This window comes from Billgrantia zhangzhouensis, from assembly GCF_021404465.1.
In the GTDB taxonomy this organism is placed as follows: Bacteria; Pseudomonadota; Gammaproteobacteria; order Pseudomonadales; family Halomonadaceae; genus Halomonas; species Halomonas zhangzhouensis.
On record NZ_JABFTT010000008.1, the window covers coordinates 53060 to 76472 of the forward strand.

27 protein-coding genes are annotated in these 23413 nt (G+C 65.0%); 17 read left to right on the forward strand and 10 right to left on the reverse strand.

The window, feature by feature from the left end:
* Nucleotides 1–11: 11 nt before the first annotated feature.
* Genes modC through modA form a run of 3 tightly spaced genes read right to left on the reverse strand, consistent with a single transcriptional unit; the run spans nt 12 to nt 2577 of the window.
* On the reverse strand, nt 12–1076 hold the full coding sequence (modC, locus tag HOP51_RS11540; RefSeq protein ID WP_234274054.1) for a molybdenum ABC transporter ATP-binding protein: 1065 nt from the start codon (nt 1074–1076) through the stop codon (nt 12–14).
* A 29-nt stretch (nt 1077–1105) separates the two neighbouring features.
* On the reverse strand, nt 1106–1795 hold the full coding sequence (gene modB, locus HOP51_RS11545) for a molybdate ABC transporter permease subunit (protein WP_234274055.1): 690 nt from the start codon (nt 1793–1795) through the stop codon (nt 1106–1108).
* A 23-nt stretch (nt 1796–1818) separates the two neighbouring features.
* Nucleotides 1819–2577: a molybdate ABC transporter substrate-binding protein gene (gene modA / locus HOP51_RS11550; RefSeq protein ID WP_234274056.1), complete on the reverse strand. Its 759-nt coding sequence runs from the start codon at nt 2575–2577 to the stop codon at nt 1819–1821.
* A 496-nt stretch (nt 2578–3073) separates the two neighbouring features.
* Between modA and HOP51_RS11555 the strand changes: the two genes are divergently transcribed.
* Genes HOP51_RS11555 through rimI form a run of 4 tightly spaced genes read left to right on the forward strand, consistent with a single transcriptional unit; the run spans nt 3074 to nt 6109 of the window.
* Nucleotides 3074–4507, forward strand: a complete 1434-nt coding sequence (locus HOP51_RS11555) for an MFS transporter (protein ID WP_234274057.1) — start codon at nt 3074–3076, stop codon at nt 4505–4507.
* A gap of 27 nt (nt 4508–4534) precedes the next feature.
* On the forward strand, nt 4535–4843 hold the full coding sequence (locus tag HOP51_RS11560; RefSeq protein ID WP_159548814.1) for a BolA family protein: 309 nt from the start codon (nt 4535–4537) through the stop codon (nt 4841–4843).
* The gene (locus HOP51_RS11565) at nt 4840–5655 is read left to right on the forward strand and encodes a hypothetical protein (RefSeq protein WP_234274058.1); all 816 of its coding nucleotides are present in this window, start codon (nt 4840–4842) and stop codon (nt 5653–5655) included. Before HOP51_RS11560 ends, HOP51_RS11565 begins: the two co-directional genes overlap by 4 nt.
* Nucleotides 5648–6109, forward strand: coding sequence for a ribosomal protein S18-alanine N-acetyltransferase (rimI, locus tag HOP51_RS11570; RefSeq protein ID WP_234274059.1), 462 nt, complete (start codon nt 5648–5650; stop codon nt 6107–6109). The genes HOP51_RS11565 and rimI overlap by 8 nt, the downstream gene beginning before the upstream one ends.
* 63 nt (nt 6110–6172) lie before the next feature.
* On the opposite strand, the gene zapB is transcribed toward rimI, so the two are convergent.
* Both zapB and rsmD read right to left on the reverse strand, forming a co-directional pair.
* Nucleotides 6173–6364, reverse strand: coding sequence for a cell division protein ZapB (zapB, locus tag HOP51_RS11575; RefSeq protein WP_234274060.1), 192 nt, complete (start codon nt 6362–6364; stop codon nt 6173–6175).
* Between the two features lie 117 nt (nt 6365–6481).
* Nucleotides 6482–7114, reverse strand: a complete 633-nt coding sequence (rsmD, locus tag HOP51_RS11580; protein WP_234274061.1) for a 16S rRNA (guanine(966)-N(2))-methyltransferase RsmD — start codon at nt 7112–7114, stop codon at nt 6482–6484.
* 89 nt (nt 7115–7203) lie between these two features.
* On the opposite strand from rsmD, the gene ftsY reads away from it, so the two are divergent.
* From ftsY to rpoH, 4 genes are all read left to right on the forward strand, one after another.
* On the forward strand, nt 7204–8565 hold the full coding sequence (gene ftsY, locus HOP51_RS11585) for a signal recognition particle-docking protein FtsY (RefSeq protein WP_234274062.1): 1362 nt from the start codon (nt 7204–7206) through the stop codon (nt 8563–8565).
* Nucleotides 8562–9230, forward strand: coding sequence for a cell division ATP-binding protein FtsE (ftsE, locus tag HOP51_RS11590; RefSeq protein ID WP_159548832.1), 669 nt, complete (start codon nt 8562–8564; stop codon nt 9228–9230). Before ftsY ends, ftsE begins: the two co-directional genes overlap by 4 nt.
* On the forward strand, nt 9227–10231 hold the full coding sequence (gene ftsX, locus HOP51_RS11595) for a permease-like cell division protein FtsX (RefSeq protein ID WP_234274063.1): 1005 nt from the start codon (nt 9227–9229) through the stop codon (nt 10229–10231). The genes ftsE and ftsX overlap by 4 nt, the downstream gene beginning before the upstream one ends.
* A 163-nt stretch (nt 10232–10394) precedes the next feature.
* A complete protein-coding gene (rpoH, locus tag HOP51_RS11600) occupies nt 10395–11261 on the forward strand; it encodes an RNA polymerase sigma factor RpoH (RefSeq protein ID WP_234274064.1) in 867 nt (288 codons plus the stop codon).
* A gap of 65 nt (nt 11262–11326) precedes the next feature.
* Here the strand turns inward: rpoH and slmA are convergent, their stop codons facing one another.
* The 5 genes from slmA to coaBC form a co-directional block, all read right to left on the reverse strand.
* Entirely contained in the window at nt 11327–11941 is a 615-nt protein-coding gene (gene slmA, locus HOP51_RS11605) for a nucleoid occlusion factor SlmA (protein ID WP_234274065.1), read from the reverse strand.
* 72 nt (nt 11942–12013) lie between these two features.
* On the reverse strand, nt 12014–12934 hold the full coding sequence (gene argB / locus HOP51_RS11610) for an acetylglutamate kinase (protein ID WP_234274066.1): 921 nt from the start codon (nt 12932–12934) through the stop codon (nt 12014–12016).
* A 31-nt stretch (nt 12935–12965) separates the two neighbouring features.
* Nucleotides 12966–14363: a phosphomannomutase/phosphoglucomutase gene (locus HOP51_RS11615; protein ID WP_234274067.1), complete on the reverse strand. Its 1398-nt coding sequence runs from the start codon at nt 14361–14363 to the stop codon at nt 12966–12968.
* A 101-nt stretch (nt 14364–14464) separates the two neighbouring features.
* The gene (gene dut, locus HOP51_RS11620; RefSeq protein ID WP_234274068.1) at nt 14465–14935 is read right to left on the reverse strand and encodes a dUTP diphosphatase; all 471 of its coding nucleotides are present in this window, start codon (nt 14933–14935) and stop codon (nt 14465–14467) included.
* A gap of 41 nt (nt 14936–14976) precedes the next feature.
* Entirely contained in the window at nt 14977–16263 is a 1287-nt protein-coding gene (gene coaBC, locus HOP51_RS11625; RefSeq protein WP_234274069.1) for a bifunctional phosphopantothenoylcysteine decarboxylase/phosphopantothenate--cysteine ligase CoaBC, read from the reverse strand.
* A gap of 133 nt (nt 16264–16396) precedes the next feature.
* Here coaBC and radC point away from each other — a divergent pair, with 133 nt between their 5' ends.
* The 9 genes from radC (at nt 16397) to HOP51_RS11670 (ending at nt 23393) form a co-directional block, all read left to right on the forward strand.
* Nucleotides 16397–17071: a RadC family protein gene (gene radC / locus HOP51_RS11630; RefSeq protein ID WP_234274070.1), complete on the forward strand. Its 675-nt coding sequence runs from the start codon at nt 16397–16399 to the stop codon at nt 17069–17071.
* A gap of 265 nt (nt 17072–17336) precedes the next feature.
* Nucleotides 17337–17573 (forward strand): 50S ribosomal protein L28, encoded by a 237-nt coding sequence (rpmB, locus tag HOP51_RS11635; RefSeq protein ID WP_010630182.1) that lies wholly within the window; start codon nt 17337–17339, stop codon nt 17571–17573.
* A gap of 25 nt (nt 17574–17598) precedes the next feature.
* The gene (rpmG, locus tag HOP51_RS11640) at nt 17599–17754 is read left to right on the forward strand and encodes a 50S ribosomal protein L33 (protein WP_129140669.1); all 156 of its coding nucleotides are present in this window, start codon (nt 17599–17601) and stop codon (nt 17752–17754) included.
* 130 nt (nt 17755–17884) lie between these two features.
* Entirely contained in the window at nt 17885–18715 is an 831-nt protein-coding gene (mutM, locus tag HOP51_RS11645) for a bifunctional DNA-formamidopyrimidine glycosylase/DNA-(apurinic or apyrimidinic site) lyase (RefSeq protein ID WP_234274071.1), read from the forward strand.
* A 22-nt stretch (nt 18716–18737) separates the two neighbouring features.
* The gene (locus HOP51_RS11650; RefSeq protein WP_234274072.1) at nt 18738–19928 is read left to right on the forward strand and encodes a class I SAM-dependent rRNA methyltransferase; all 1191 of its coding nucleotides are present in this window, start codon (nt 18738–18740) and stop codon (nt 19926–19928) included.
* 34 nt (nt 19929–19962) lie between these two features.
* On the forward strand, nt 19963–20274 hold the full coding sequence (locus tag HOP51_RS11655) for a putative signal transducing protein (RefSeq protein ID WP_234274073.1): 312 nt from the start codon (nt 19963–19965) through the stop codon (nt 20272–20274).
* A gap of 19 nt (nt 20275–20293) precedes the next feature.
* Complete coding sequence (locus HOP51_RS11660) at nt 20294–20734, forward strand: acyl-CoA thioesterase (RefSeq protein WP_234274074.1); 441 nt, start codon at nt 20294–20296, stop codon at nt 20732–20734.
* A 186-nt stretch (nt 20735–20920) separates the two neighbouring features.
* The gene (ald, locus tag HOP51_RS11665; protein ID WP_234274075.1) at nt 20921–22036 is read left to right on the forward strand and encodes an alanine dehydrogenase; all 1116 of its coding nucleotides are present in this window, start codon (nt 20921–20923) and stop codon (nt 22034–22036) included.
* Nucleotides 22037–22367: 331 nt separating this feature from the next.
* Nucleotides 22368–23393 (forward strand): tryptophan--tRNA ligase, encoded by a 1026-nt coding sequence (locus tag HOP51_RS11670; RefSeq protein WP_234274076.1) that lies wholly within the window; start codon nt 22368–22370, stop codon nt 23391–23393.
* Nucleotides 23394–23413: the final 20 nt, after the last annotated feature.

The following is a 23413-nucleotide window of genomic DNA, read 5'->3' on the forward strand; positions in this document are numbered from 1 at the left end:
GAAGCGGTTCCTTAGTTCAAGGCGGCGCCCTTGATCAGGGCATAGAGTGTCTGCCCCGGCTGCAGCTGCAAGTGGGTGGCCGACCGTCGAGAGATCCTCGACAGCATTACCTGCTCGCCCAGCGCCAGCCTCAGCAACAGTTGGCTGGGTACGACCCCGGGTTGACTATCCAACAGTGTGACTCTCAGGCAATTGAGAAAACTGATGCCTTCGGGGGGAAACAGCGCCAATCCCACATCACGCGCCATGATCCTGACCCTGACCTGCTGGCCTCTCGGCGCGGAGTGGCGCGTGACCAGCAGTGGCTGCCCCGCGACCTCGAGCTCCGTCAAACCATCCTCCGCCTCCGGGTTCGTTACTCGGGCATCGAGTACCGTCGACGACGTCTCGGTCCGTACGAAGGGCAGCTCCCTGGCGGTCAACAGCGCCTGCAGGCTGCCCTGGGCAACGACCTTGCCTGCGTCAAGCAGCACCATGTGGTCGGCCAGGCGTATGACCTCCTCCATCGAGTGGCTGACATAGATGATGGGCAGCTCGAGTTCGTCGCGAAGGCGCTCCAGGAACGGCAGTATCTCCTCCTTGCTGGTGGCATCCAATGAGGCCAGCGGCTCGTCCATCAGCAACAAGTGAGGGCTGGTCAATAGCGCCCTTCCGAGGGAGACGCGCTGACGCTGGCCGCCGGAAATCTCATCCGGATAGCGTGCCAGCAGATGCTCGAGCCCCAGCAGTTGGACGACTTCATCCCACTCGATCCTGCGCTGCTGATGTGGGATGCGCTTGAAGCCGTATGCCAGATTCTGCGCCACTCTCAAGTGGGGAAACAGGCTGGCCTCCTGGAACACATAGCCCAGCGGGCGCCGATGGGTGGGTACGCAATGTCGGGAACTCTGCCACTCCTCTCCCTGAAAGCTCAGATGCCCGGGATGGCGTTCCAGGCCCGCGATACAGCGCAACAGCGTGGTCTTGCCCGAACCGGAGCGACCGAACAGGGCGGTCACTCCGGAACTGGGCAGGCTCAATCGCGCCTCCAGGCCAAAGCTGCCGCGGTCGACGTTGAAATCAAGCTGCAGGGTCATGCCTTAATTTCCTTCAAGACTAGCTGTCTTCAAGCCACGCCGACCACCTTGAAGCGCCGGTTGAGGGCGAATACCATCATCAATAGCGTGAAAGAAGACAGCACCAGCACCAGTGACAGGGAGTGAGCGGCGCTGTAGTTCATGGTTTCCACGTAGTTGTAGATGGAAATGGAAGCGACCTGGGTGCGCCCAGGGATATTGCCACCGATCATCAGGATCATGCCGAATTCGCCGAGGCTGTGGGCGAACGACAGTACACCTGCGGTCAGAAAGCCGCGCCGTGACAAAGGCAGGGTCACGCTGAAGAAGCGATCCAGTGGAGATGCCCGCAAGGTGGCGGCCACTTCCAGTACCCGACCACTGGCTCCGGCAAAGGCATTCTGCAACGGCTGCACCACGAACGGCACCGAGAACAGCATGGAGCCGATCACGATGCCGGTGAAGCTGAATGCCAGGTGCCCCACGCCGATGGATTCGAGAAAGCCGCCGACCCAGCCCCTGGGGCCAAGCAGCACCAACAGATAGAAGCCGATGACGGTGGGGGGCATCACCAGGGGCAAGGCGACGAGCGCCTCGATCACCACCTTACCCCTCCAGCGTGTGTGCGCCAGCCACCAGGCCAGGGGGGTGGCGAGCACCAACAGGGCCAGCGTGCTGACAGTCGCGAGCTTCAGGGTGATCCATAGCGCCGTCAGCGCGGCGTCGCTGAGTTCGAACATGCGCTCAGTAATCTTCGTTGCACTTACTCGGGTACGCTGTAGCCCGCCGCCTCGATGACTTCAATGGAGCGTGGGCTCTTGATCCACTCCATGAAGGCCTCGGCCAGCTCCACATCCTGAACGGTATTCAGGATGACGGCCTGCTGTACGATGGGGTCATGATACTCGGCGGGGGGAATCCAGTAGGAGCCGTTGATGTCGCCATCCTCCCCGATGACTTGCGCCAGGGCGACGAAGCCCAGCTCTGCCGCCCCCGATGCCACCTGGCTGTGCGCCTGACCAATGGTCTGACCCTGGACGATACGCTGCTCCTCCGCCAGCTCACTCCATAGCCCCATCTCGGTCAGTACCTGCTGTGCCGCCAGGCCGTAGGGGGCATTCTGCGGATCGGCCACGGACAGGTAACGGTAGCTGCCGGAGGATAGCACCTCGCCCTGATCGTCCACTAGCCCTTCGTCCGCCGACCACAGTACGGGGACGCCGATGGCGTAGGTGAAGCGCGATTCGGCTAGCGCCAGATCCTCTTCGACGAGCCTTTCCGGACGCTGGCTGTCAGCCGAGAAGAAGACGTCGAAAGGCGCACCGTTGACGATCTGGGCATAGAAGGCGCCGGAGGCCCCCGAGCTGATGACGACGTTGGCACCGGTTCGTTCTTCGAACTCGGCGGCCAACTGCTCCATGCTGCCCAGAAAGTTGGCGGCGACGGCAACGCGCAGTTCATCGGCGAGTGCTGAGACGGGTATCGAGCACGCCATCGATAGAAGGACGAGTGTCTTTTTCATGGCGGAATTCCTTGATTGGATGACAGCCAGTTGAACCGCTTGGTGAATTGCCGACCGACCTGATTGCTCTCGCTTCAGAGCGGGAGGGCAGGTGGTCCACGGCCGGAGGATATCAGTAAAGCATTTCGTTATGTAGTACTGTATATAGCGAAATGATGCAGTGCTGATGCTGAATTTCTCTCGGGTGGACGTCAACCTCACCGCGAGGGGAAGAGAGGGAGGACCTCCTTCGGAAGCCAGGGCACGTTGGCCCCGGCGGTGCAGCCTTCGCGAAGCCTCGAGGCTCAGTTGCCGGTGCCCAGGGCCATGCTCGATGCCGTGAAGGTGGCGCTGACAATGCGGCGTCGGCCTTCGCCATAGCCGACGCGCACATCGCCTTCGAGCATTTCGGAGTTCAGTATGCCTGATACAATGCTCCGGGTTAGAGCGGCGTTCGTGGCTGCCGGGCTCATTGCCGGCGTCGCGCTGGCGAACGACTCCACGCAGGAGGAAGGGCTTGAGAAGTCGACTATTCGAGGATCGTGAGGGCGACGACGGCCTGCCGGGCCCTGAGCGACGTCTGGCGGTGCTGGCGCTGATCCTCGGCACCCTGATGGCCGTGGTGGACGTCACCATGGTCAACATCGCGCTGCCTTCCATCGCGCGCGACCTGGGGATATCTGCCGCTAGGACGGTTTGGGTCACCAACCTCTACCAGATCGTCTGCGCCGCCTTCCTGCTGGTGTGCGCTTCCTTTAGCGAGATGATCAGTCGTCGCCGCCTCTACGTGGTGGGGCTGGCGCTGTTCGTGGTGGCCTCGCTGGGGGCCGCGCTCGCGCGCAGCCTGGAGTGGCTGCTGCTCTTCCGCGCGCTGCAGGGGCTGGGGGCGGCGGCGACCCTTTCCATTGGCCCTGCGCTCTACCGCTCGATCTTTCCCACCCGGCTGTTGGGCAGTGCGCTGGGGCTCTCCGCCCTGGTAGTGGCGGGTGGCTACGCCGCCGGTCCGGCGCTGGGCGGACTGGTGCTGTCGGCCGTCAGTTGGCCCTGGCTGTTCGCCCTGCATTTGCCGCTGGGGCTTGTCTCACTGTGGCTGGCCTGGCGTGCGCTGCCGCGCGAGAAAGGGCGGCGTGGCGGCTTCGACGGCCGCGGTGCGCTGGGGTCGGTGGTCATGCTGGGCAGCTTCTTCCTGGCCATGGATACCCTGGGCCACGGCGCACCGCTGTGGCAGGCTCTGGCCTGGCTGACGCTGAGCGTGGTGGCGGGCTGGCTGTTCCTGCGCCGCCAGCGCCGGGCGAGTCACCCGCTGCTGCCGCCGCGACTGTTTCAGGTGGCTCGCTTCCGCCTGGCGGTATCCGCCTCGGGGCTCGCCTTCGTCGGCCAGGGGTTGGCCTTCGTCGCGCTGTCGTTCCTCTACCAGCAGGAAATGGGGTTCTCGCCGCTGCATACCGCCTGGCTGTTCACGCCCTGGCCGCTCGCTATCATGCTGGTCGGGCCACTGGCTGGCCGGCTGGCCGATCGGGTGAATCCCAGCGTGATGGCGAGTCTGGGGCTGGTGTTGCTGATGCTGGGATTGGCCTCGCTGGCGCTGTTGCCGCAGGATGCCGGCGTGCTGGACAGCTTGTGGCGCACCGCACTGTGCGGCGTCGGCTTCGGGCTGTTCCAACCGCCCAACAACCGCGAACTGATGACCAGCGCGCCGCGCGAGCTCAGCACCAGTGCCTCCGGCGTGCTCAGTACCACGCGCACCGTGGGCCAATCTCTCGGGGTGGCGCTGGTCGGTGCCTTCATGGCTGCCAGCGCTCCGGTACAGGCCACGTTGTGGATCGGCTGTTTGACCTGCCTGCTGGCGTTCGTGGCCAGCTTGGCGCGGATGCCGCTGGTTGGAGCCGTTCAGGCCGATAGCGCTGAGCAACCGCCCCAGGTGCAGTCACCGAGCAAGAGAGTACAATGACCTGACATCCATGATCGAGGAGCCCTCATGAGCGTTCAGGCCGTTATCGAAGAGAAGCTGCAGGCCCTCGAGCCCACCCATGTGGCGGTAGAGAACGAGAGCCATCGGCATGCCGTGCCGGCCAATTCCGAAACCCATTTCAAGGTCACGGTGGTATCCGAGCACTTCCAGGGGCTGATGCCGGTGAAGCGCCACCAGCGCCTCTATGCACTGCTGGCCGATGAACTCGCTGGGCCGGTGCATGCCCTGGCCTTGCATCTCTACACACCGCAGGAGTGGGCCGCCCGTGGTGAGGCCCGCCCCGACTCGCCTAACTGTCGTGGCGCCGGCACGTGACCACTGAACCGCAGCGCCTGCAATACCTGGAGGCGATGGGGCTGACGGCCTGGGTGGCGCGTTACCAGTTGCCCCACGCGCGACCGAGCAAGGCCTGTGAGTGGGAGTTACCCGAGCGACCCGCGGCCAAGCCTCCCGCCGAGCGCTTGCATGCCCTGCTCGACGAGGCGGAAGCCGCATCCCCCAGGCCCGTTCAGACACCGCCCCCAATGGAGCCCGAGCGGGCGGCGGTTCCCAAGCGCGCCCGACAACTGCTGGGGATTGCGTCAGCCGAGGAAGCTGACGCCGGGGAAGCGGGGCGCGACGCTACCACCGAGGAAGCCCGGCCGGCCCAGGAACCGTTGCGCTTTACCCTGCAGGTGGCATGCCTGGCGGGCCGCTGGCTGGTGATCGTGCCGCAGGAAGACGCGCCGGATGCCAGCCAGGGGCAACTGCTGGCCAACTTGCTGCAAGCGGCGATGATCGACATCGGGCAGTTGCCGGTATTCGAGACCTTTCGCTGGCCGCCGATGGAAAACCTGCCGGTCGAGGCACCGTTGGAAGAAGCGCGCGAGGGCCTACAGGCCTTTATCGAAGGCACGCAGCGGCGCGGCTGGGCGCTCGAACGCATCCTGATGTTCGGCCGTGACGAAACCCTGGATCGGCTGCTCGGTTCGCAGCAGGGCGCATTCGTACTGCTTGACCTGCCCGGATGGCAGGGGCCGTCCCTTGCCGAGTTGACGCAGAGTGCCACGACCAAGCGCGAACTATGGCCTGTCTTGCAGGAGTGGCGGCGGGCCTGGTCCCAGTCTGGTAGCGAGACCGATGACTGAACTCGCCATCCAATGGTTGACGATCGTCGACCTGGAGCGCCTGGAAGCGCTGGAGAGCTGTCAGTCGCGCCCCTGGTCACGTCGCCAGCTCGAGTCCGCCTTGAACGATGCCGACGGTTGCGTGCTGGGGGCGGTGCTGGCGGATCGGCTCGTCGGGCATGTCGTGGTGGTCAGGCTGCCCTTCGAGGCGGAGTTGCAAGCCATGCTGGTGGAACCTGCCATGCGACGCCGCGGTCTGGCCGCAGCGCTGCTGGAGGCGACGATCAGGCAGTGTCGACGGTGGGGTAGCGAGCGGTTGCTGCTCGAGGTCAGAGCGGGCAACGTGCCGGCCATCGCTCTCTATCGCCGGACAGGCTTCAGCGAGGACGGGTGGCGGCGGGGATATTACCCGCCCCTGGAAGACATGGCCGACGCGAACAGGGAGGATGCCTTGCTGATGTCGCGTCGACTATGAGGTCGAGCAGGTGTGGCTAGGCCTCTGGAGGTGATAGGAGACTTGCCTGGAGCGGCTTAGGGCTTAGCTTCTTTCGGTCTCCAGTTCGTCGAATTTGCCCAGCAGGGCGGTCAGGCGACGCTCCCACTCCTCGCGCTCCTGCTTCAGGCGGCTGTTTTCCTCGCGCAGCTCCTCGGCTTCCAGCTTCAGCAGTTCCAGGGCCTCGACGGCACTGGCCACTTTCTGTTCGAGCCGGTTGAAGAGTTCGGTGCTCATCGTGTTCTCCTGAAATGACATCCTGACCGGGGCGGGCGCCTGCCCGCGCTGATTCCGTTGCGCAGCGTAACGCCGAGGGCCAAGGCTCGGCAAGCGTAGCCGAACGGCGACGCCCACTTATTCATCGGGCTGGGCGAGGCGCCGATAGAGGCGCCCGGTGCTGTCGCCGGCGCGCACTTCACGATGCAGTGACCAGTTGGCTGGCACGCACACGTCGAGCGCCGTTTCGGTTTCCAGGTAAACCCAAGCCTCGGGAGTGAGCCATCCTTGTTCCAGCCGCTCACAGCAGGGCTCCGCCAGGTCCTGGCGAAAAGGAGGGTCGAGGAAGGCGAGGCTGAAGGCGGTACTGTTACTCGGCCCGGCGGCAAGGAAGGCGAGAGCATCGCCGGCCTGTACCCGCCCCCGCTCTGCGGCGCCCAGGGTGTGGAGGTTGTCCGCAAGCGTCCGAGCGACCTGGGCGTCGCGCTCGATGAATAGCGCCGAGGCCGCGCCGCGGGAAAGCGCTTCGAGACCCAGTGCGCCGGTGCCGGCAAACAGGTCGAGCACCCGTGCCCCCGGCGTGGCGGTCGCCAGCCAATTGAACAGGGTCTCGCGCACCCGATCGGGCGTGGGGCGCAGGCCCGGGTTGTCGAGTACCGGTAGCAGGCGTCGACGGTATTCGCCGCCGATGATGCGCAGGCGACCGCTACCCTTGGAAGGGCGAGCGTCTGGGCGGGAGCGTGAACGAGGGGACGAGCGGCGACGTGTCATGGGCGGAATTGTACCCGGCGCCGTGTCCACAGTCATGGTGCGCGGTGTTAGGATGTAGCGATCATTCACCCGTGAGGCTGAATTCCCCCATGTTCGGTTTTTTCAAGCGCAAGAAGCAGCAGGAATCCCAGCAGGAAGAACAGCAGGAACGGCAGCCGACTCAGCCTGATGCGGAGCGTGAGGAAGAGGCGTCCCACGAAGGTGCGCCGACGAGTGAAACGGCTGCCGAAATGAAGCGGGAGACGGCGCCAGCCGAGCCAGACGCCGTCGATGCCCCGCGCCCTGAGGAGGCCGCCATGGCTGGCCCCGCGGATGAGGTGCGCGACCGGACCGAAGCGGTCGATGAGGTTGGCCGGGAAGAGGAGAACGAGGTGCTGCGTGAAGAGGCGCTGGCCTCCGAGCCTCAGCCCGAGCCTGAATCTCAGTCCGAACCCGAACCCGAACCCGAACCCGAACCCGAGCCCGCCCGAGCGCCGTTACAGGAGAAGCCGGTCGCCGAGAAGAAGGGATGGTTTGCGCGCATCCGTTCCGGTCTGGGCAAGACCCGAGCCAACCTCACCGAGGGTGTCGCCGGGCTGTTCCTGGGCAAGAAGCAGATCGACGACGAGCTGATCGAGGATCTCGAGACCCAACTGCTGATGGCCGACGTGGGCATCGAGGCCACCACCGAGATCATCGACCGCTTGACCGAGCGCGTCTCGCGCAAGGAGCTCAAGGACCCCCAGGCGCTCTACCGAGCCCTGCAGGACGAACTCGCCACGATGCTCGATACCGTGGCCAAGCCTCTTGTGCTGCCGGCCAAAGGCGAGGGGCCCTTCGTGATCCTGGTGGTCGGCGTCAACGGCGTGGGCAAGACCACCACCATCGGCAAGCTGACCCAGCGCTTCCAGCGCGAAGGCCGTAGCGTGATGCTGGCTGCCGGCGACACCTTCCGCGCCGCGGCGGTGGAGCAGCTCAAGGTGTGGGGGGAGCGCAACGAGGTGCCGGTGATCGCCCAGCACACCGGAGCCGACAGCGCCTCGGTGATCTACGACGCCGTGGCGGCGGCCAAGGCGCGCAAGATCGATGTGCTGATCGCCGACACCGCCGGGCGGCTGCACAACAAGGGGCATCTCATGGAGGAGCTCAAGAAGGTGCACCGGGTAATGGGCAAGCTCGACGACAGCGCCCCTCACGAGGTAATGCTGGTGCTCGACGCTGGCACTGGCCAGAACGCACTCTCCCAGGCCAATACCTTCAACGAGGCGGTGCCGGTCACCGGTATCACCCTGACCAAGCTCGACGGTACCGCCAAGGGCGGCATCATCTTTGCCTTGGCCAAGCAGCTCGGTACGCCGATCCGTTTCATCGGTGTGGGCGAGGGGCTCGATGATCTGCGCCCCTTCGAGGCCAGGGACTTCGTCGATGCGCTCTTCGATCAAGGTGACGAGGGAGCTACCGCCTCGTCATGATCCTCTTCGAGCATGTGGGGAAACGTTACGGCGGGCGCTTCGAGGCGCTCGCCAACATCGACTTCCGCGTGCATCGCGGCGAGATGGTCTTTCTCACCGGTCACTCGGGGGCCGGCAAGAGTTCGCTGTTGCGCCTGATCATGTTGCTGGAGCGGCCCACCCGCGGTCGGGTACTGGTCGCCGGACACGACATCGGTCGCCTGCACGCCAGCCAGGTGCCGTTCTACCGGCGTCAGATCGGCGTGGTCTTCCAGGATCACCAACTGCTGCTCGATCGCTCCATCTACCATAACGTGGCGCTACCGCTGGAGATCCGCGGGGTCGACCCGCGCGAGGCTGCCCGTCGGGTGCGGGCGGCGCTCGACAAGGTGGGGCTGTTGCACCGTGAGAAGGCGCTGCCCATCGAGCTGTCCGGTGGCGAGCAGCAGCGGGTGGGTATCGCCCGTGCGGTGGTCAATAAACCCTCGCTGCTGCTGGCCGACGAGCCTACCGGCAATCTCGACCCGCAGCTCTCGGCCGACATCATGGCGCTGTTCGAGGACTTCAACCGCATTGGTACCACGGTGATGATCGCCAGCCACGATCTCGCGCTGATCGCTCGTTTGCGCCATCGCGTGCTGCGTCTGCGAGAGGGGCGTCTGGTGGCCGACGAGGAGGCTGCATGAGCCGTCAATCGCGCGAGAGCGGCTTGAGCCGCCGTCAGCCTCCCGCGCCGCCACGCGGCGCCCGCAGCCAGCGCACGCGTTCCTCGAGCCGTTTTCGCGGCTGGCTGCGCCACCATCGCGCCATGTGCCTGGACAGCGCACGGCGGTTGCTGCGAGCCCCCATTGGCAGCCTGCTCACCATGCTCGCCATCGCCATCGCCCTGGTGCTACCGGCAGCGCTGTGGCTGGCGCTGGACAGTGCGCGTCTGCTCGATGCCGAACTCGAGGAGAGTGCTACGCTCACTGCCTATCTGGAACATCGTGTCGATGAGGCCCAGGCTGAGCGCATCGACGAGGCGGTGAATGCCCACGAGGGGGTGTCGCGTACCCGGCTGATCAGCGCCGCCGAGGGCATGGCCGAGTTCCAGCAGGCGCTGGGGCTGGCCGATGCTCTGGGCCGGCTCGAGGACAATCCGCTACCGGCCAGTATCGTGGTGGTGCCGGTGGACCCGGCTCCCGAGGCCGTGCGTCAGCTGGCCGGAGAGCTCGAGGCGCTGAGCGGCGTCGACGAGGTGCGCCTCGACCTGGCCTGGCTCGAGCGGTTGCGTCACCTGGCCGAGCTGGGCAGCCGCCTGGCGCTGGCGCTGGCGGTGCTGTTCGGCTTGGGCGTGCTGCTGGTGGTGGGCAACACCATTCGTCTGGCGGTGGAGAGCCGTCGCCAGGAGATCGAGGTGGTGATGCTGATCGGTGCCACCCACGCCTTCGTGCGGCGGCCGTTTCTCTACAGCGGGGCCTGGTACGGCCTCGGCGGTGGCCTGCTCGCCTGGGGGCTGCTGGGGCTCGGCAACCAGTGGCTGGCGGTGCCGGTCAGCGCGCTGGCGGCCAGCTACGGTGCCACCTTCAGCCTGCCCCGCCTGGGGCTGGAGGGCTCGGCAACGCTACTATTGTGCAGTACACTATTGGGCTGGCTGGGTGCCTGGATCGCTGTGAGCCGCCACCTCGCGGAGGTGCGGCCGCGGTAAAGAGCGGAGGTTCGGCCGCGGTAAAAGGTCGCAGGAAAATACTGCGCTAGCGACTGCGCCCAGCATCTGCCACGCTGTCGGCAGGAATAGGGAACATTATCGACTTTCACCCGTCTAAACGGGCGACTGAACCGTACATAGGTTTTCAAGGAGACAACCTGCAATGAGCACCAGTCTTCTGCCGGTGGGTCATCTCTCGCCAGGGCATGACCTCAACGGGTACATCCAGGCGGTCAACGGCATTCCCATGCTCACCGCCGAGGAAGAGCGCGAACTCGCCTTCCGCCTTCACGAAGAGGGCGACCTGGAGGCGGCGCGTCGTCTGGTGTTGTCGCATCTGCGCTTCGTGGTCCATATCGCGCGAAGCTATTCCGGCTACGGCCTGCCACAGGCCGACCTGATCCAGGAAGGCAACGTGGGCCTGATGAAGGCCGTCAAGCGCTTCGACCCCAACCAGGGGGTGCGCCTAGTCTCCTTTGCCGTGCATTGGATCAAGGCCGAGATACACGAATTCGTGTTGCGCAACTGGCGTATCGTCAAGATCGCCACCACCAAGGCCCAGCGCAAGCTGTTCTTTAACCTGCGCAGCGCCAAGAAGCGTCTGGCCTGGCTGAATAACGACGAGGTCGACGCCATTGCCCGCGATCTCGACGTCAAGCCCGAGGTCGTGCGCGAGATGGAAGGGCGCCTGGCGGCACACGACGCTGGTTTCGACGTCTCGCCGAGTGAGGACGAGGATGCGGCCTACCAGGCGCCGGTGCACTACTTGGACGATGCTGGCGCAGACCCCGCGGTCCAACTCGAGGACAGCGATTGGGAAGACGACGCCAGCCGTCGCTTGAAGATGGCTCTTGAGTCGTTGGATGAGCGCTCCCGCGACATCCTGCAGCGCCGCTGGCTGGTCGATGACAAGGCCACCCTGCATGAGCTGGCTGATGTCTATGGCGTCTCCGCCGAGCGCATTCGCCAACTCGAGAAGAACGCCATGATGAAAATCCGCCAGCAATTGGGCGGAGCCCTGGCCGCCTGACCGGCCGGTAGCGTTGCGTCAACGATGAAGCCCCGGCCTGGCCGGGGCTTTTGCATGTCGGAGGGTCAGGCGATCTGGGTGATCGGCTCGCGCATCAGCCGTGCCGAGAGCAGCGCCCACTGGTCGTCCCAGTGCTCGGTGGGACGACGCTGGAAGTCGCTGCGCACGTACTGCGAGATGCGCCCTTCGGCCACGGCGATCAGCAGGTTGGCCGTGGCCGATACCTGCATCACTGTGCGGCGGCGCTCGCGCAGCTCCGCCTCGCGCAGTACCTGCTTGAGCTGGGTCTCCAGGCGCTCGAAGAGCTGATGGATACGCAGCCGCAGCCGGGCGGTCTCGCCGGTCAGCACGTCGCCTTCGAGCAGGCGCGAGAGACCGGGGTTCTTCTCGGCGAAGGCCAGCAGCAGGGTGAGGATCTGCCCGCAACGTGGTATGGCCTCGGGAACTTCGTCGAGGATGCGCGAGATGCGCTCGAACAGGGTCTCTTCGATAAACGAAATCAGCCCCTCGAACATGCGCGCCTTGCTCGGGAAGTGTCGGTAGAGCGCGGCTTCTGAGACGCCTACCTGGCGCGCCAGCGCCGCGATGGTGATGCGCTTGCCGCTGTCTTCTTCCAGCATCAGGGCGAGCGCCTGCAGGATCTGCTCGCGCCGGCTGGAATTCTGTGTAGCCTGCGTCATGTCGGAGTTTGTCTTCTGGTTATTGAATGGCTGGAAGCACCGCCCACCGTCAGACGCTGGGCGGAAGTTGCTTCAAGCGTTGTCGTTCCCTTGTCGGTCGGCATCGGTGATCAGGGTACCGACCCCCGCGTTGGTGAAAATTTCCAGCAGCGTGGCGTGGGGCACGCGGCCGTCGATAATATGCGCGCTGCGCACGCCTCCCTTCACGGCGTCGAGCGCGCAGCGGATCTTCGGTAGCATACCACCATGAATGGTGCCGTCGGCGATCAGAGCATCCACCTGAGCCGTGGTGAGACCGGTAAGCACCTCGCCCTCCGCGTTCATCAGGCCGGCCACGTTGGTCAGTAGCATCAGCTTCTCGGCGCCTAGTGCCTCGGCCACCTTGCCGGCCACCAGGTCGGCATTGATGTTGTAGCTGTGGCCCTTGGCGTCAACGCCGATCGGTGCGATCACTGGGATGAAGTCGCGTTCGGCAAGCATCTCGATCAGCTCGGTGGAGACATGCTCGACCTCGCCTACGTGGCCGATGTCGATGATCTCGGGGGCGGTCATTTCCGGGGTTTGATGCTCGACCTTGAGCTGGCGTGCACGGATCTGGGCACCATCCTTGCCGGTGAGGCCAATCGCCTTGCCGCCGCACTGATTGATCAGGTTGACGATCTCCTTGTTGACCAGTCCGCCGAGCACCATCTCCACCACGTCCATGGTCTGCGAATCGGTAACCCGCATGCCGTTGACGAAGCGCGACTCGATCTTGAGCTTGGCCAGCAAGTCGCCGATCTGCGGGCCGCCGCCATGTACCACCACGGGATTGATGCCGACCTCTTTCATCAGCACCATGTCGCGGGCGAAGGAGTCGATCAAGGCATCTTCGGTCATGGCATTGCCGCCGTACTTGACGACGACGGTCTTGCCGGAGAAGCGCTGGATGTAGGGAAGTGCCTCGGAAAGCACTTCCACCACCAGCCGCGGGTCACGAGTCGTTTCGGTCATGGTCCTTCCTCAGGGATACGAAACGCTGCCGTCAGCTGGGCAGCGTCAGCGCCGGATCGACCTGCTTGAGGGCGTCGGCGAAACGGTTGCGAATACGCTCGAGGGCGGCGTCGCTCTTGCCTTCGAAGCGCAACACCAGCACGGGCGTGGTGTTGGAGGCGCGGCACAGGCCCCAGCCATCGGGATAGTCGACGCGAATGCCGTCGAGGGTGGTTTTAACGCCTTCATCGCCGAAGTCTCCCTCGCGGGCCAGCTTGTCGACCAGCTCGAATTTGTTTTCGTCGGTCACATGCACGTTGATTTCGGGCGTGCCGAGGTCCTGCGGGTAGCGGGCGAAAAAGGTATCGGCATCGTCTTCCTGCTTGGAGAGGATCTCCAGCAGCCGGGCGGCACCGTAGATGCCGTCGTCGAAGCCGTACCAGCGCTCCTGGAAAAAGATGTGGCCGCTCATCTCGCCGGCGAGCTGAGCCCCGGTCTCCTTCATGCGTGCCTTGATCAACGAATGGCCGGTGCGCCACATCTCCGGCGTGCCTCCTGCCTTTTCGACGACGCCTGCCAGGTTGCCGGTGCACTTGACGTCGAAAATGACCCGGGCGCCTGGGTTGCGCTCGAGCATGTCCTCGGCGAAGGCCATCATCAGGTGATCGGGGTAGATCAGCTGCCCGCTCGGCGTCACCACGCCCAGGCGGTCTCCATCGCCGTCGAAGGCCAGGCCGATGTCGGCGCCGGTCTCCTTCACCGTGCGAATCACGTCCTGCAGGTTCTCTAGCTTGCCCGGGTCGGGGTGATGGTTGGGGAAGTTGCCATCGATCTCGGCGAACAGCGGTATCGTTTCGACCCCCAGCTTCTCGATCAGCTTGGGGCCCAGCTCGCCGGCCACACCGTTACCGCAGTCGACCACCGCCTTGAGCGGGCGCTCGAGACGGATGTCGCCGAGGATACGCTCGAGGTAGGCGTCGCGCACGTCTTCATGACGCACGCTGCCCTGACCCTTGAGGAGGTCACCGGACTCGATACGCTTGTACAGCGCGGTAATCGCTTCGCCTGAGAGCGTCTCGCCGCCCAGTACGATCTTGAAGCCGTTGTAGTCAGGTGGATTGTGGCTGCCGGTGACCATCACCCCCGAAGCGGTGCCTTCGAGTACGTGAGTGGCGAAGTAGAGCACCGGCGTGGGCACCATGCCGATATCGATCACGTCGCGGCCGGCGGCGGTCAAGCCGCGAACCAATGCCTCACTGAGCCGTGGGCCGGAGAGGCGGCCGTCGCGGGCTACTATCACGGTGGATTCGTTGCGGGCGGCGGCTTCCGAGCCGATGGCTCGACCGATCTTCTCGACGGTCGCCTCGGTCAAGGTGTCGTCGACGATGCCGCGAATGTCGTAGGCGCGGAAGATGGAGGCCGGTACGGGGCTGCTCTCGACTTGGCTCATAGCGGTTCCTTGTCAGACAGATATATGTTCGTTGGTGCCAGGTTGCGACGGCGCTGCCGGGCGTCACCGCTCCTTGGGACGATCGGCGGCGTTCCTGGAGGTCAATGGCGGCCCGAGCTGCCGAAGCCGCCTTCACCACGCAGGCTGGCCTCGAATTCATCGACGACTTCCAGCTCGGCCTGGACCACCGGTACCAGGACATACTGGGCCAGCCGCTCGAACGGCTCCAGTACGAAGGTGTCGGTACCGCGGTTCCAGGTGGAGATCATCAACTCGCCCTGGTAGTCGGAATCGATCAGTCCCACCAGGTTGCCGAGCACGATGCCGTGCTTGTGGCCCAGGCCCGAGCGCGGCAGGATCAGGCCGGCCAGGCCCGGGTCGCCGATATGAATGGCAAGCCCGGTGCGTACCAGCTCGCATTGGCCGGGTTCGAGGACCAGCGGTTCGTCGAGCAGGGCGCGCAGGTCCATGCCGGCGGAGCCCAGGGTGGCATACCGGGGCATGAAGTCGCGCAGGCGTTCATCGAGCAGCTTGACGGCCAGGCGCGGTCGTTGGGGGCGGGAATCGGACATGGTGGCTCCGTCGGTTCTGCGGGTTCCGGGCAGGTTCGGGTTCAATGTACGGGGCGGGAAGTCAGGCGGCCGAGCGCTCGCTCGATCACCACCCTGGCCAACTCTGTCTTGGGCTGCGGCGGCAGCTGCTCGCCGCCTTCTCCCTCGCCGTCGCGCCACAGCAGCAGGGCGGCATTGTCGTCGGCACCGAAGCCGAGCCCCGCGGCAGAGACATCGTTGGCGACGATCATATCGAGCCGCTTGCGTGCCAGCTTGTCGCGAGCGTAGGCCTCGAGATCGTGGGTTTCCGCGGCAAAGCCCACCACGAAGGGACGCCCCCCGGCCGCATCGCGCATATGGGCAATATCGGCAATGATGTCGGGGTTCTTGAGCAGCTTCAGGGTCAGGCCTTCCTCGCCTTCGCGTTTCTTGATCTTGTGCTCGGCGGCTGTCGCGGCGCGATAGTCGGCCACCGCGGCACAGCCGATGAACAGGTCGCAGTCAGCCGCCAGTCGGCGACTCGCCTCGTGCATCTGTAGCGCGGTTTCCACATCGGTGCGCTCGACTCCCTCGGGTGTGGGCAGGTTCACCGGGCCACTGATCAGGCTGACCCGGGCGCCGAGCTTTGCCGCAACGGCGGCCAGGGCGAAGCCCATCTTTCCCGAGCTGTGATTGGAGAGATAGCGCACCGGGTCCAACGGCTCGCGAGTGGGGCCGGCGGTGATCACCACGTGCAGGCCTCGGGCCGGGGCGCCCTCGGCCGCTGGGGCCTGGCCGTGCACGGCTATGCTGGGAGGCGGGATGAGTTCGGCCATGATCGCCTCGGGCTCGAGCATGCGACCCGGCCCCACGTCGCCGCAGGCCTGATCGCCGCTGGCCGGTCCCAGCAGTCGCCAGCCGTCCTGTTCCAGGCGGGCGGCATTGCGCTGGGTGGCCAGGTGGCGCCACATGGCCTGGTTCATGGCCGGCGCCATGATCTTCTCGGCTTCGCTGGCCAGGCACAAGGTGGTGAGCAGGTCGTCGGCCATGCCCTGGGCCAGACGCGCCATCAGGTCGGCGGTGGCCGGGGCGATCAGGATCGTCTCGGCCCAGCGGGCCAGCTCGATATGGCCCATGCCGGCTTCTGCTTGGGGATCGAGCAGCGAGGTGCGCACCGGCTCGCCGGTCAGCGCCTGGAGCGTCAACGGCGTGATGAAAGCCTGGGCGCCCTCGGTCATGACCACGCGAACTTCGCAGCCTGCCTGCTTGAGCAGCCGAGCGAGCTGGGCACTCTTGTAGGCGGCGATGCCGGCACTGATGCCGAGCAGGATGCGTCGGCCGGCAAGCCGTTGCACGCGTTGCGTAGTCATGCTGTTTTCCTGAACTGAAACCCGACCGCCTACCTTACCACTGCCGTTGAAGTTACGCAGCCGCAGCCTTCAGCCAAGGTCGGTTACAATGGGGACTTCAATCATCAGGGAAAGCGTAGCAAGGAGACACGGGATGTCGATTCGCGACTGGCCCGAGGGCGAGCGCCCGCGGGAAAAACTGTTGGCGCTGGGTGCCGGGGCGTTATCCGACGCCGAATTGCTGGCCATTTTCCTGCGCGTGGGGGTGGCGGGGCGCTCGGCGGTGGACCTTGCCCGCGACCTGCTGGGTTCGTTTGGCGGTTTGCGCCAGTTGCTCGAGGCCGACCAACAGCGCTTCTGCGCTGAACGAGGCCTGGGCACGGCCAAGTTCGTCCAGCTCCAAGCCACCCTTGAACTGTCGAAGCGTCATCTGGCGGCTCAGCTCGCTCGCGGCAATGCGCTGACCTCGCCCACGCTGGTGCGCGCTTACCTGGCTACCCAGCTGCGTCATCTGGGGCACGAGGAGTTCACTGCACTGTTTCTCGATACCCAGCACCGTGTGATCCGCTTCGAGTCGTTGTTTCGCGGCACGCTGGACAGTGCCTCGGTCTACCCCCGCGAGGTGGCGCGCCGCGCACTGGAGCTGGGCGCCGGGGCGATCATCTTCGCCCATAACCACCCCTCCGGCGTGGCCGAGCCCTCTGATGCCGACCGACGTATCACCGAGCGGCTACGCGAGGCGCTCTCGCTGTTCGAGATTCGCGTGCTGGATCACTTCGTCGTCGGCGATGGGGAGGTCGTTTCCTTTGCAGAACGCGGCTGGCTTTAGGAAACACGGCATAAATGGCTGCGCGAGCGAATCGCTGCGTTGCGCCGGCCTTTGCTGCCGGCTAAGCCCGTGAGAGAGGAAAGCTTGCGGGGGTGGGGGTAGGGGGGTGTAGAATACGCGGCTACTTGCCTGTAGGGGCGCACTCTGCTATAAAGTGCAGCCTTTGAATTCCCTTGGGTCAAATGACAACGGGGTCGTTCCCGGTTTGCCCGACAGGTTTTGAACACACAGGTTTGACCACCTGGCCAAGCGGTTGGAGGCTCCCATGTCCAAAGTATGTCAGGTTACCGGCAAGCGCCCGGTGACTGGTAACAACGTTTCACACTCCCAGCGCAAGACCCGCCGTCGTTTCTTGCCGAACCTGCACACCCACCGTTTCTGGGTGGAGTCCGAGAACCGCTTCGTCAAGCTGCGGGTCTCCTCCAAGGGTATGCGCATCATCGACAAGAAGGGCATCGACGCGGTGCTCAGCGACATCCGCAAGCGCGGCGAAGCCGTCTAAGCGACAGATCAGGGAGTAAACAGCCATGCGTGACAAGATCAAGTTGGTGTCCAGCGCCGGTACCGGCCACTTCTACACCACCAACAAGAACAAGCGGAACACTCCGGACAAGCTCGAATTCAAGAAGTACGATCCGGTCGTCCGCAAGCATGTGATGTACAAGGAAGCCAAGATCAAGTAAGCCGATCCGACGCCCGCCGCTGGGCGTCCATGGCGACTTGACGGCTTCCAGCCGCAGGTAGCAAGACCTGTCCTCCTGAACCCGGTGCATACCGGGTTCAGGCGTATCTATTTCCCGGATGTTTTTCGCCATGCCCGAGCTTCCCGAAGTCGAGACCACCCGGCGCGGTATCGCCCCCCATGTGGAAGGGCGCGAGATCGTCGAGGCGATCGTGCGCCAGCCGCTTCTGCGCGTGCCGGTGCCGGATGACTTCATCGAGCGCCTGGTGGGCTCTCGCATTGGCACCCTGGCTCGTCGCGCCAAGTACTTGCTGCTGCCGATCGAGGGCCGGGGGAAGGGCGCCGGCAGTCTGGTCTGGCATCTGGGCATGTCGGGCAGCCTGCGCATCGCCCGGCTGGGCGATCTGCCCAAGAAGCACGATCATGTCGATCTGGTGCTCGACGACGGCGCCATCCTGCGTTACCACGATCCGCGCCGCTTCGGCTTCGTCGACTGGCTCGCAGGCAGCTTGGAGAGCGACCCGCGTCTGGCGAATCTGGGGCCGGAACCGCTCTCCGAGGCCTTCGACGCTGAGCGGCTCTATCGGCTCTCTCGTGGCCGGCGCATGGCCGTGAAACCGTTCCTGATGGACAATACCGTGGTGGTCGGCGTGGGCAACATCTACGCCAGCGAGGCGCTGTTCCTGGCCGGCATCGACCCGCGCCGGGCCGCAGGGCGTATCTCTCTCGAGCGCTACGAGCGCCTGGCCGCAGCGGTGCGAGAGGTTTTGGCCGCCGCCATCACCCAGGGCGGCACCACCCTGCGCGACTTCGTCAGCGGCACTGGCGAACCGGGCTACTTCAAGCAGCGCCTCAACGTCTATGGCCGTCACGGCCAGGGTTGCCGACGCTGCAACGGCGAGCTGCGGCTGGTGACGCTGGGCCAGCGGGCCAGTGTCTTCTGCCCCTCTTGCCAAAAATGACCCTCATTTCACGAGACCGACCATGACCCAGACCCTGCGCCTCAAGAAGAACGCCGACCGCCGCCTCAAGGCTGGTCACCTGTGGCTCTACTCCAACGAGGTCGACATCGAGGCCACGCCGCTCAAGGGCCTCGAGCCGGGCGCCCAGGTGGTGATCGAGGCCGCCAATGGCAAGGCCATGGGCGTGGCCTACGTCAATCCCAACTCGCTGATCTGTGCCCGAGTCGTGTCGCGCGACCCCAACATGCGCCTCGACCGCTCGCTGCTGGTGCATCGCCTCAACCAGGCGTTGGCACTGCGCCAGCGCTTCTATGCCAAGCCTTTCTACCGCCTCGTGCACGGCGAGGGCGACTTGCTGCCGGGGCTGGTGGTGGATCGCTTCGACGACGTCGTGGTGGTCCAGCTCAATACCCTGGGTATGGAACGGCTCGCCGAAGAGGTCGTCGCTGCGCTGGACAAGGTGCTCTCGCCCCGAGTCATCGTGTTCAAGAACGACTCGTCCGGGCGGCGCCAGGAGCAGCTCGAGCGCCAGGTCACCGTGGCGAAGGGCGAGCTCGACGGCCCGGTGCTGATGGAAGAGAACGGCGTGCGCTTCCACGTGCCGGTACTCGACGGCCAGAAGACCGGCTGGTTCTTCGACCATCGCGCCAACCGCGCCTGGCTCAACGGCCTGGTGGCCGGTAAGCGGGTACTCGACGTATTCAGCTACATCGGTGGCTGGGGCGTACAGGCGGCGGCACATGGTGCCAGTGAGGTGCTGTGCGTGGACGCCAGCGCCCAAGCCCTGGAGCGGGTGGCGGAGAATGCGGCACTGAACGGCTTGCACGAGCAGGTGACGGTGGGCGAGGCCGATGCCTTCGAGGCACTGGCTGCACTCAAGGCCGATGGCGAACAGTTCGATGTGGTGATCCTCGACCCGCCGGCCTTCATCAAGAAACGTAAGGACATTCCCAACGGCGAGCGCGCCTATGGCAAGCTCAATCGTGAGGCCATGCGCCTGTTGGGGCGCGACGGCCTGTTGCTCTCAGCCTCGTGCTCCATGCACCTGGCTCAGGAGCGGTTGGTGGAAGTGGTGCGCGGTGCGGTACGCCATCAGGATCGCCACGGCCAGGTCGTCTACCAGGGCCACCAGGCGGCGGACCATCCGGTCCATCCTGCCATTCCCGAGACCGCTTACCTGAAGGCTCTGGGCGTCCGCGTGTTTCGCGATTGAAATTGCTGCGCCCGATGATGTTAGAACGATGCCTATGAGCTACGTATGCGTTTTCGCTCACTCCAATGCGCTGCTGGTCAGCCATATGGGCAACCTGCTGGTCGCGGCGGGTATCCCCGTTGAGCTGCGCAACATGGTGCTGGGTGGGGGCGCGGGCGAGCTGCCGCTGGGGGAATGCGAGCCCGAGGTATGGGTGGCCAAACACAATCGCGAACGCGCCGAGACCCTGATCCATCATGCCATGACGGGCAGCACCGAGGAGGCGGAGTGGTGCTGCCCGAACTGCGGTGAAACGCTGGAAGGTGTCTTCGAGGCCTGCTGGCGTTGCGGTACGTCCAAAGTCTGAACCTGCAAGGGAGCGCACCATGACCCAGGAGTGGGACCTTCCCGATCCGTTCGTCATCGAGCTTGAGGTGCAGGCCGCGGCCATCGACGAGTACGGTCACGCCAACAATGCCGCCTACCTGCGTTGGGTCGAGCAAGTGAGTTGGGCGCATTCGGAGCATCTCGGCCTCGATCTGGTCCGCTACCGTGAGCTGGACCGGGCCATGGCCGTGCACCGCCACGAACTCGACTACCTGGCGCCTGCTTTCGAGGGAGAGCACCTGGCGCTTGCCACCTGGATCATCGGCTGCGACGGCCGCCTGACCCTGACCCGGCGCTTCCAGCTCGTTCGGCCCGCCGATGGTCGCACTCTGCTGCGAGCTCGCACCCGCTTCGCCTGTATCGAACTCTCCAGCGGTCGGCCACGCCGCCTGCCCGAGGAGTACGTGGCGATCTATGGTGGAGCGCTCGTGGTCGAGTGAGGCCGTGATTTTTTTGCCAGTATTCTCTTTGGGGGCAGCGATTTTCTGCCGCGCTGGCCATGGAGATGAATTTTTGTCGTTCTTTATCGTTGGTACTTCGTGTATGGACTGATTGTGCTGTAATGGGCGTGACGATTCCCTAGCAAGGATGGTCCCCTAACAAGACAGTGCCGCAGGAGGTGCCCAATGAAAATCGCCGTGCCGAAGGAAATCAAGAACCATGAGTATCGCGTCGCCCTGACTCCCACGGGGGCACGGGAGCTGGCGACGCGAGGCCATTCGGTGACCGTTCAAGTGAGTGCCGGGGAAGGGGCGGGTTTCTCCGACGCCGATTTTGAGGCGGCCGGCGCCCGGCTCGAAGCGAATGTCGATACCCTCTGGGGCGAGGCCGAGTTGATCCTCAAGGTCAAGGAGCCGCAGCCGGAAGAGGTGGCGCGGCTTACCCGCGGCCAGACGCTGTTCACCTACCTGCACTTGGCGGCGGAGGAGAAGCTGACTCGCGGGCTGATGGAGAGCGGGGCCACCTGTATTGCCTATGAAACCGTGACCGATCGCCAGGGCGGCCTGCCGTTGCTGGCGCCGATGAGCACCGTGGCCGGCCGTATGGCGGTACAGGCTGGTGCCCATAGTCTGGAGAAGGCCCAGGGTGGTGCCGGCGTACTGCTGCCCGGCGTGCCCGGGGTGGCTCCCGGCAAGGTGGCGGTGATTGGCGGCGGTGTAGTGGGCGAGAACGCCGCGCGTATGGCGCTGGGCCTGGGCGCCGAGGTGACTGTACTCGACAAGTCGATTCCGCGCCTCGAAGTGCTCGACGACCGCTATCAGGGCCGCATGAAGACGGTCTTCTCCACCGCTGACGCCATCGACGAGGCGGTACGCGAGAGTGACCTGATCGTGGGTGCCGTGCTGATTCCCGGCGCCGCCGCGCCCAAGCTGATCACTCGTGCGATGCTCGCCGACATGAAGCCCGGCAGCGTGCTGGTGGACGTGGCCATCGATCAGGGCGGCTGCTTCGAGACCAGCAAGGCCACCACCCATGCCGAGCCGACCTATATCGTCGATGGCATCGTCCACTACTGCGTTGCCAACATGCCGGGCGCGGTAGCGCGTACCTCGACCCAGGCGCTGACCAATGCCACCTTGCCGTTCGTGCTGGCCTTGGCCGACAAGGGCTGGCAGCGGGCGCTGGCCGACGACGCCCACTTCCTGCCCGGGCTCAACGTCCACGACGGCCAGGTCACCTACCGCGCCGTGGCCGAGGCCTTTGGCCTGGAATCTGTCGATCCGGCTGCGTTGGTGCGATGAAGACTGAGGTATGCCAGGGCGTCGGGGTAGGATCCGGGGACAGGTCGAAGCGGAGATCATTCTTCATGGGTGAGGAGCATTGCTCCGAACGGGTTGGCCATGGATGGCCAACCCCGGCCCTGCAAGCGGAGCAGGATGCGAGAGCGCCATAGGACGAATGTAGCGCCCAGGGATGGGTTCCGCGTAGCGCCTGTCGCAGGGACGCTTCCGGTCGTCGCAACGTCTCACGGCCATGAGGAATCTCTTTTCGGGGGTGGTCTCGGTCAGGTCGCCTTGGCCGCCCCCTCGCGTTACCATAGCGGGCATTTCCGACAAGCAGAGTCCGCTTTCCATGAGTGCAGCTTCCCAGAGGACACGCGTTCTCACCGGCATCACCACCACCGGCACGCCCCACCTGGGCAACTACGTCGGCGCCATCAAGCCGGCCATCGCCGCGAGCCAGGATCCCAGCGTGCAGTCCTACTACTTCCTTGCCGACCTGCATGCACTGATCAAGTGCCAGGACCCGCGCCGGGTGCAGGAGTCGCGCCTGGAGATCGCCGCCACCTGGCTGGCGCTGGGGCTGGATACCGACAACGCCATCTTCTACCGCCAGTCGGACATTCCCGAGATCCCCGAACTGACCTGGATGCTGTCGTGCGTGTGCGCCAAGGGCCTGATGAACCGCGCCCACGCCTACAAGGCGGCGGTGGCCGAGAACGAGGCCGCCGGCAACCAGGATCCCGACAAGGGCATCACCATGGGCCTGTTCGGCTATCCGGTGCTGATGGCTGCCGACATCCTCATGTTCAACGCCCACCAGGTGCCGGTCGGGCGCGACCAGATCCAGCATATCGAGATGGCCCGCGATATCGGCGGGCGCTTCAACCATCTCTACAAGGGCGAGTTCTTTACCCTGCCCGAAGCGGTGGTCGACGACGACGTGGCGGTACTGGGCGGTCTCGACGGGCGCAAGATGTCCAAGAGCTACAACAACACCATTCCGCTGTTCGTCTCCGAGAAGAAGCTGCTCAAGCTGGTGCGCAAGATCAAGACCAACTCGCTGGAGCCCGGCGAGCCCAAGGACCCGGAAGGCTGCACCCTGTTCCAGATCTATTCTGCCTTCGCTACTCGCGAGGAGCGTGAGGCGATGCGCAGCGAGTACGCCAATGGAATCGGTTGGGGCGAGGTCAAGAATCGCCTGTTCGAGCATCTTGATGCGCAGCTGCGCGAGCCTCGCGAACGCTACCAAGCGCTGATGGAGGATCCCGGACACATCGAAAGCGTGCTGCTCAAGGGCGCCGAGCGGGCTCGTGCCGAGGCCGCGCCGTTCATGGATAAATTGCGCCAGGCCGCTGGGCTGGGACGTTTCATCTAGCCTCTGAGCGGTTCCTGTAT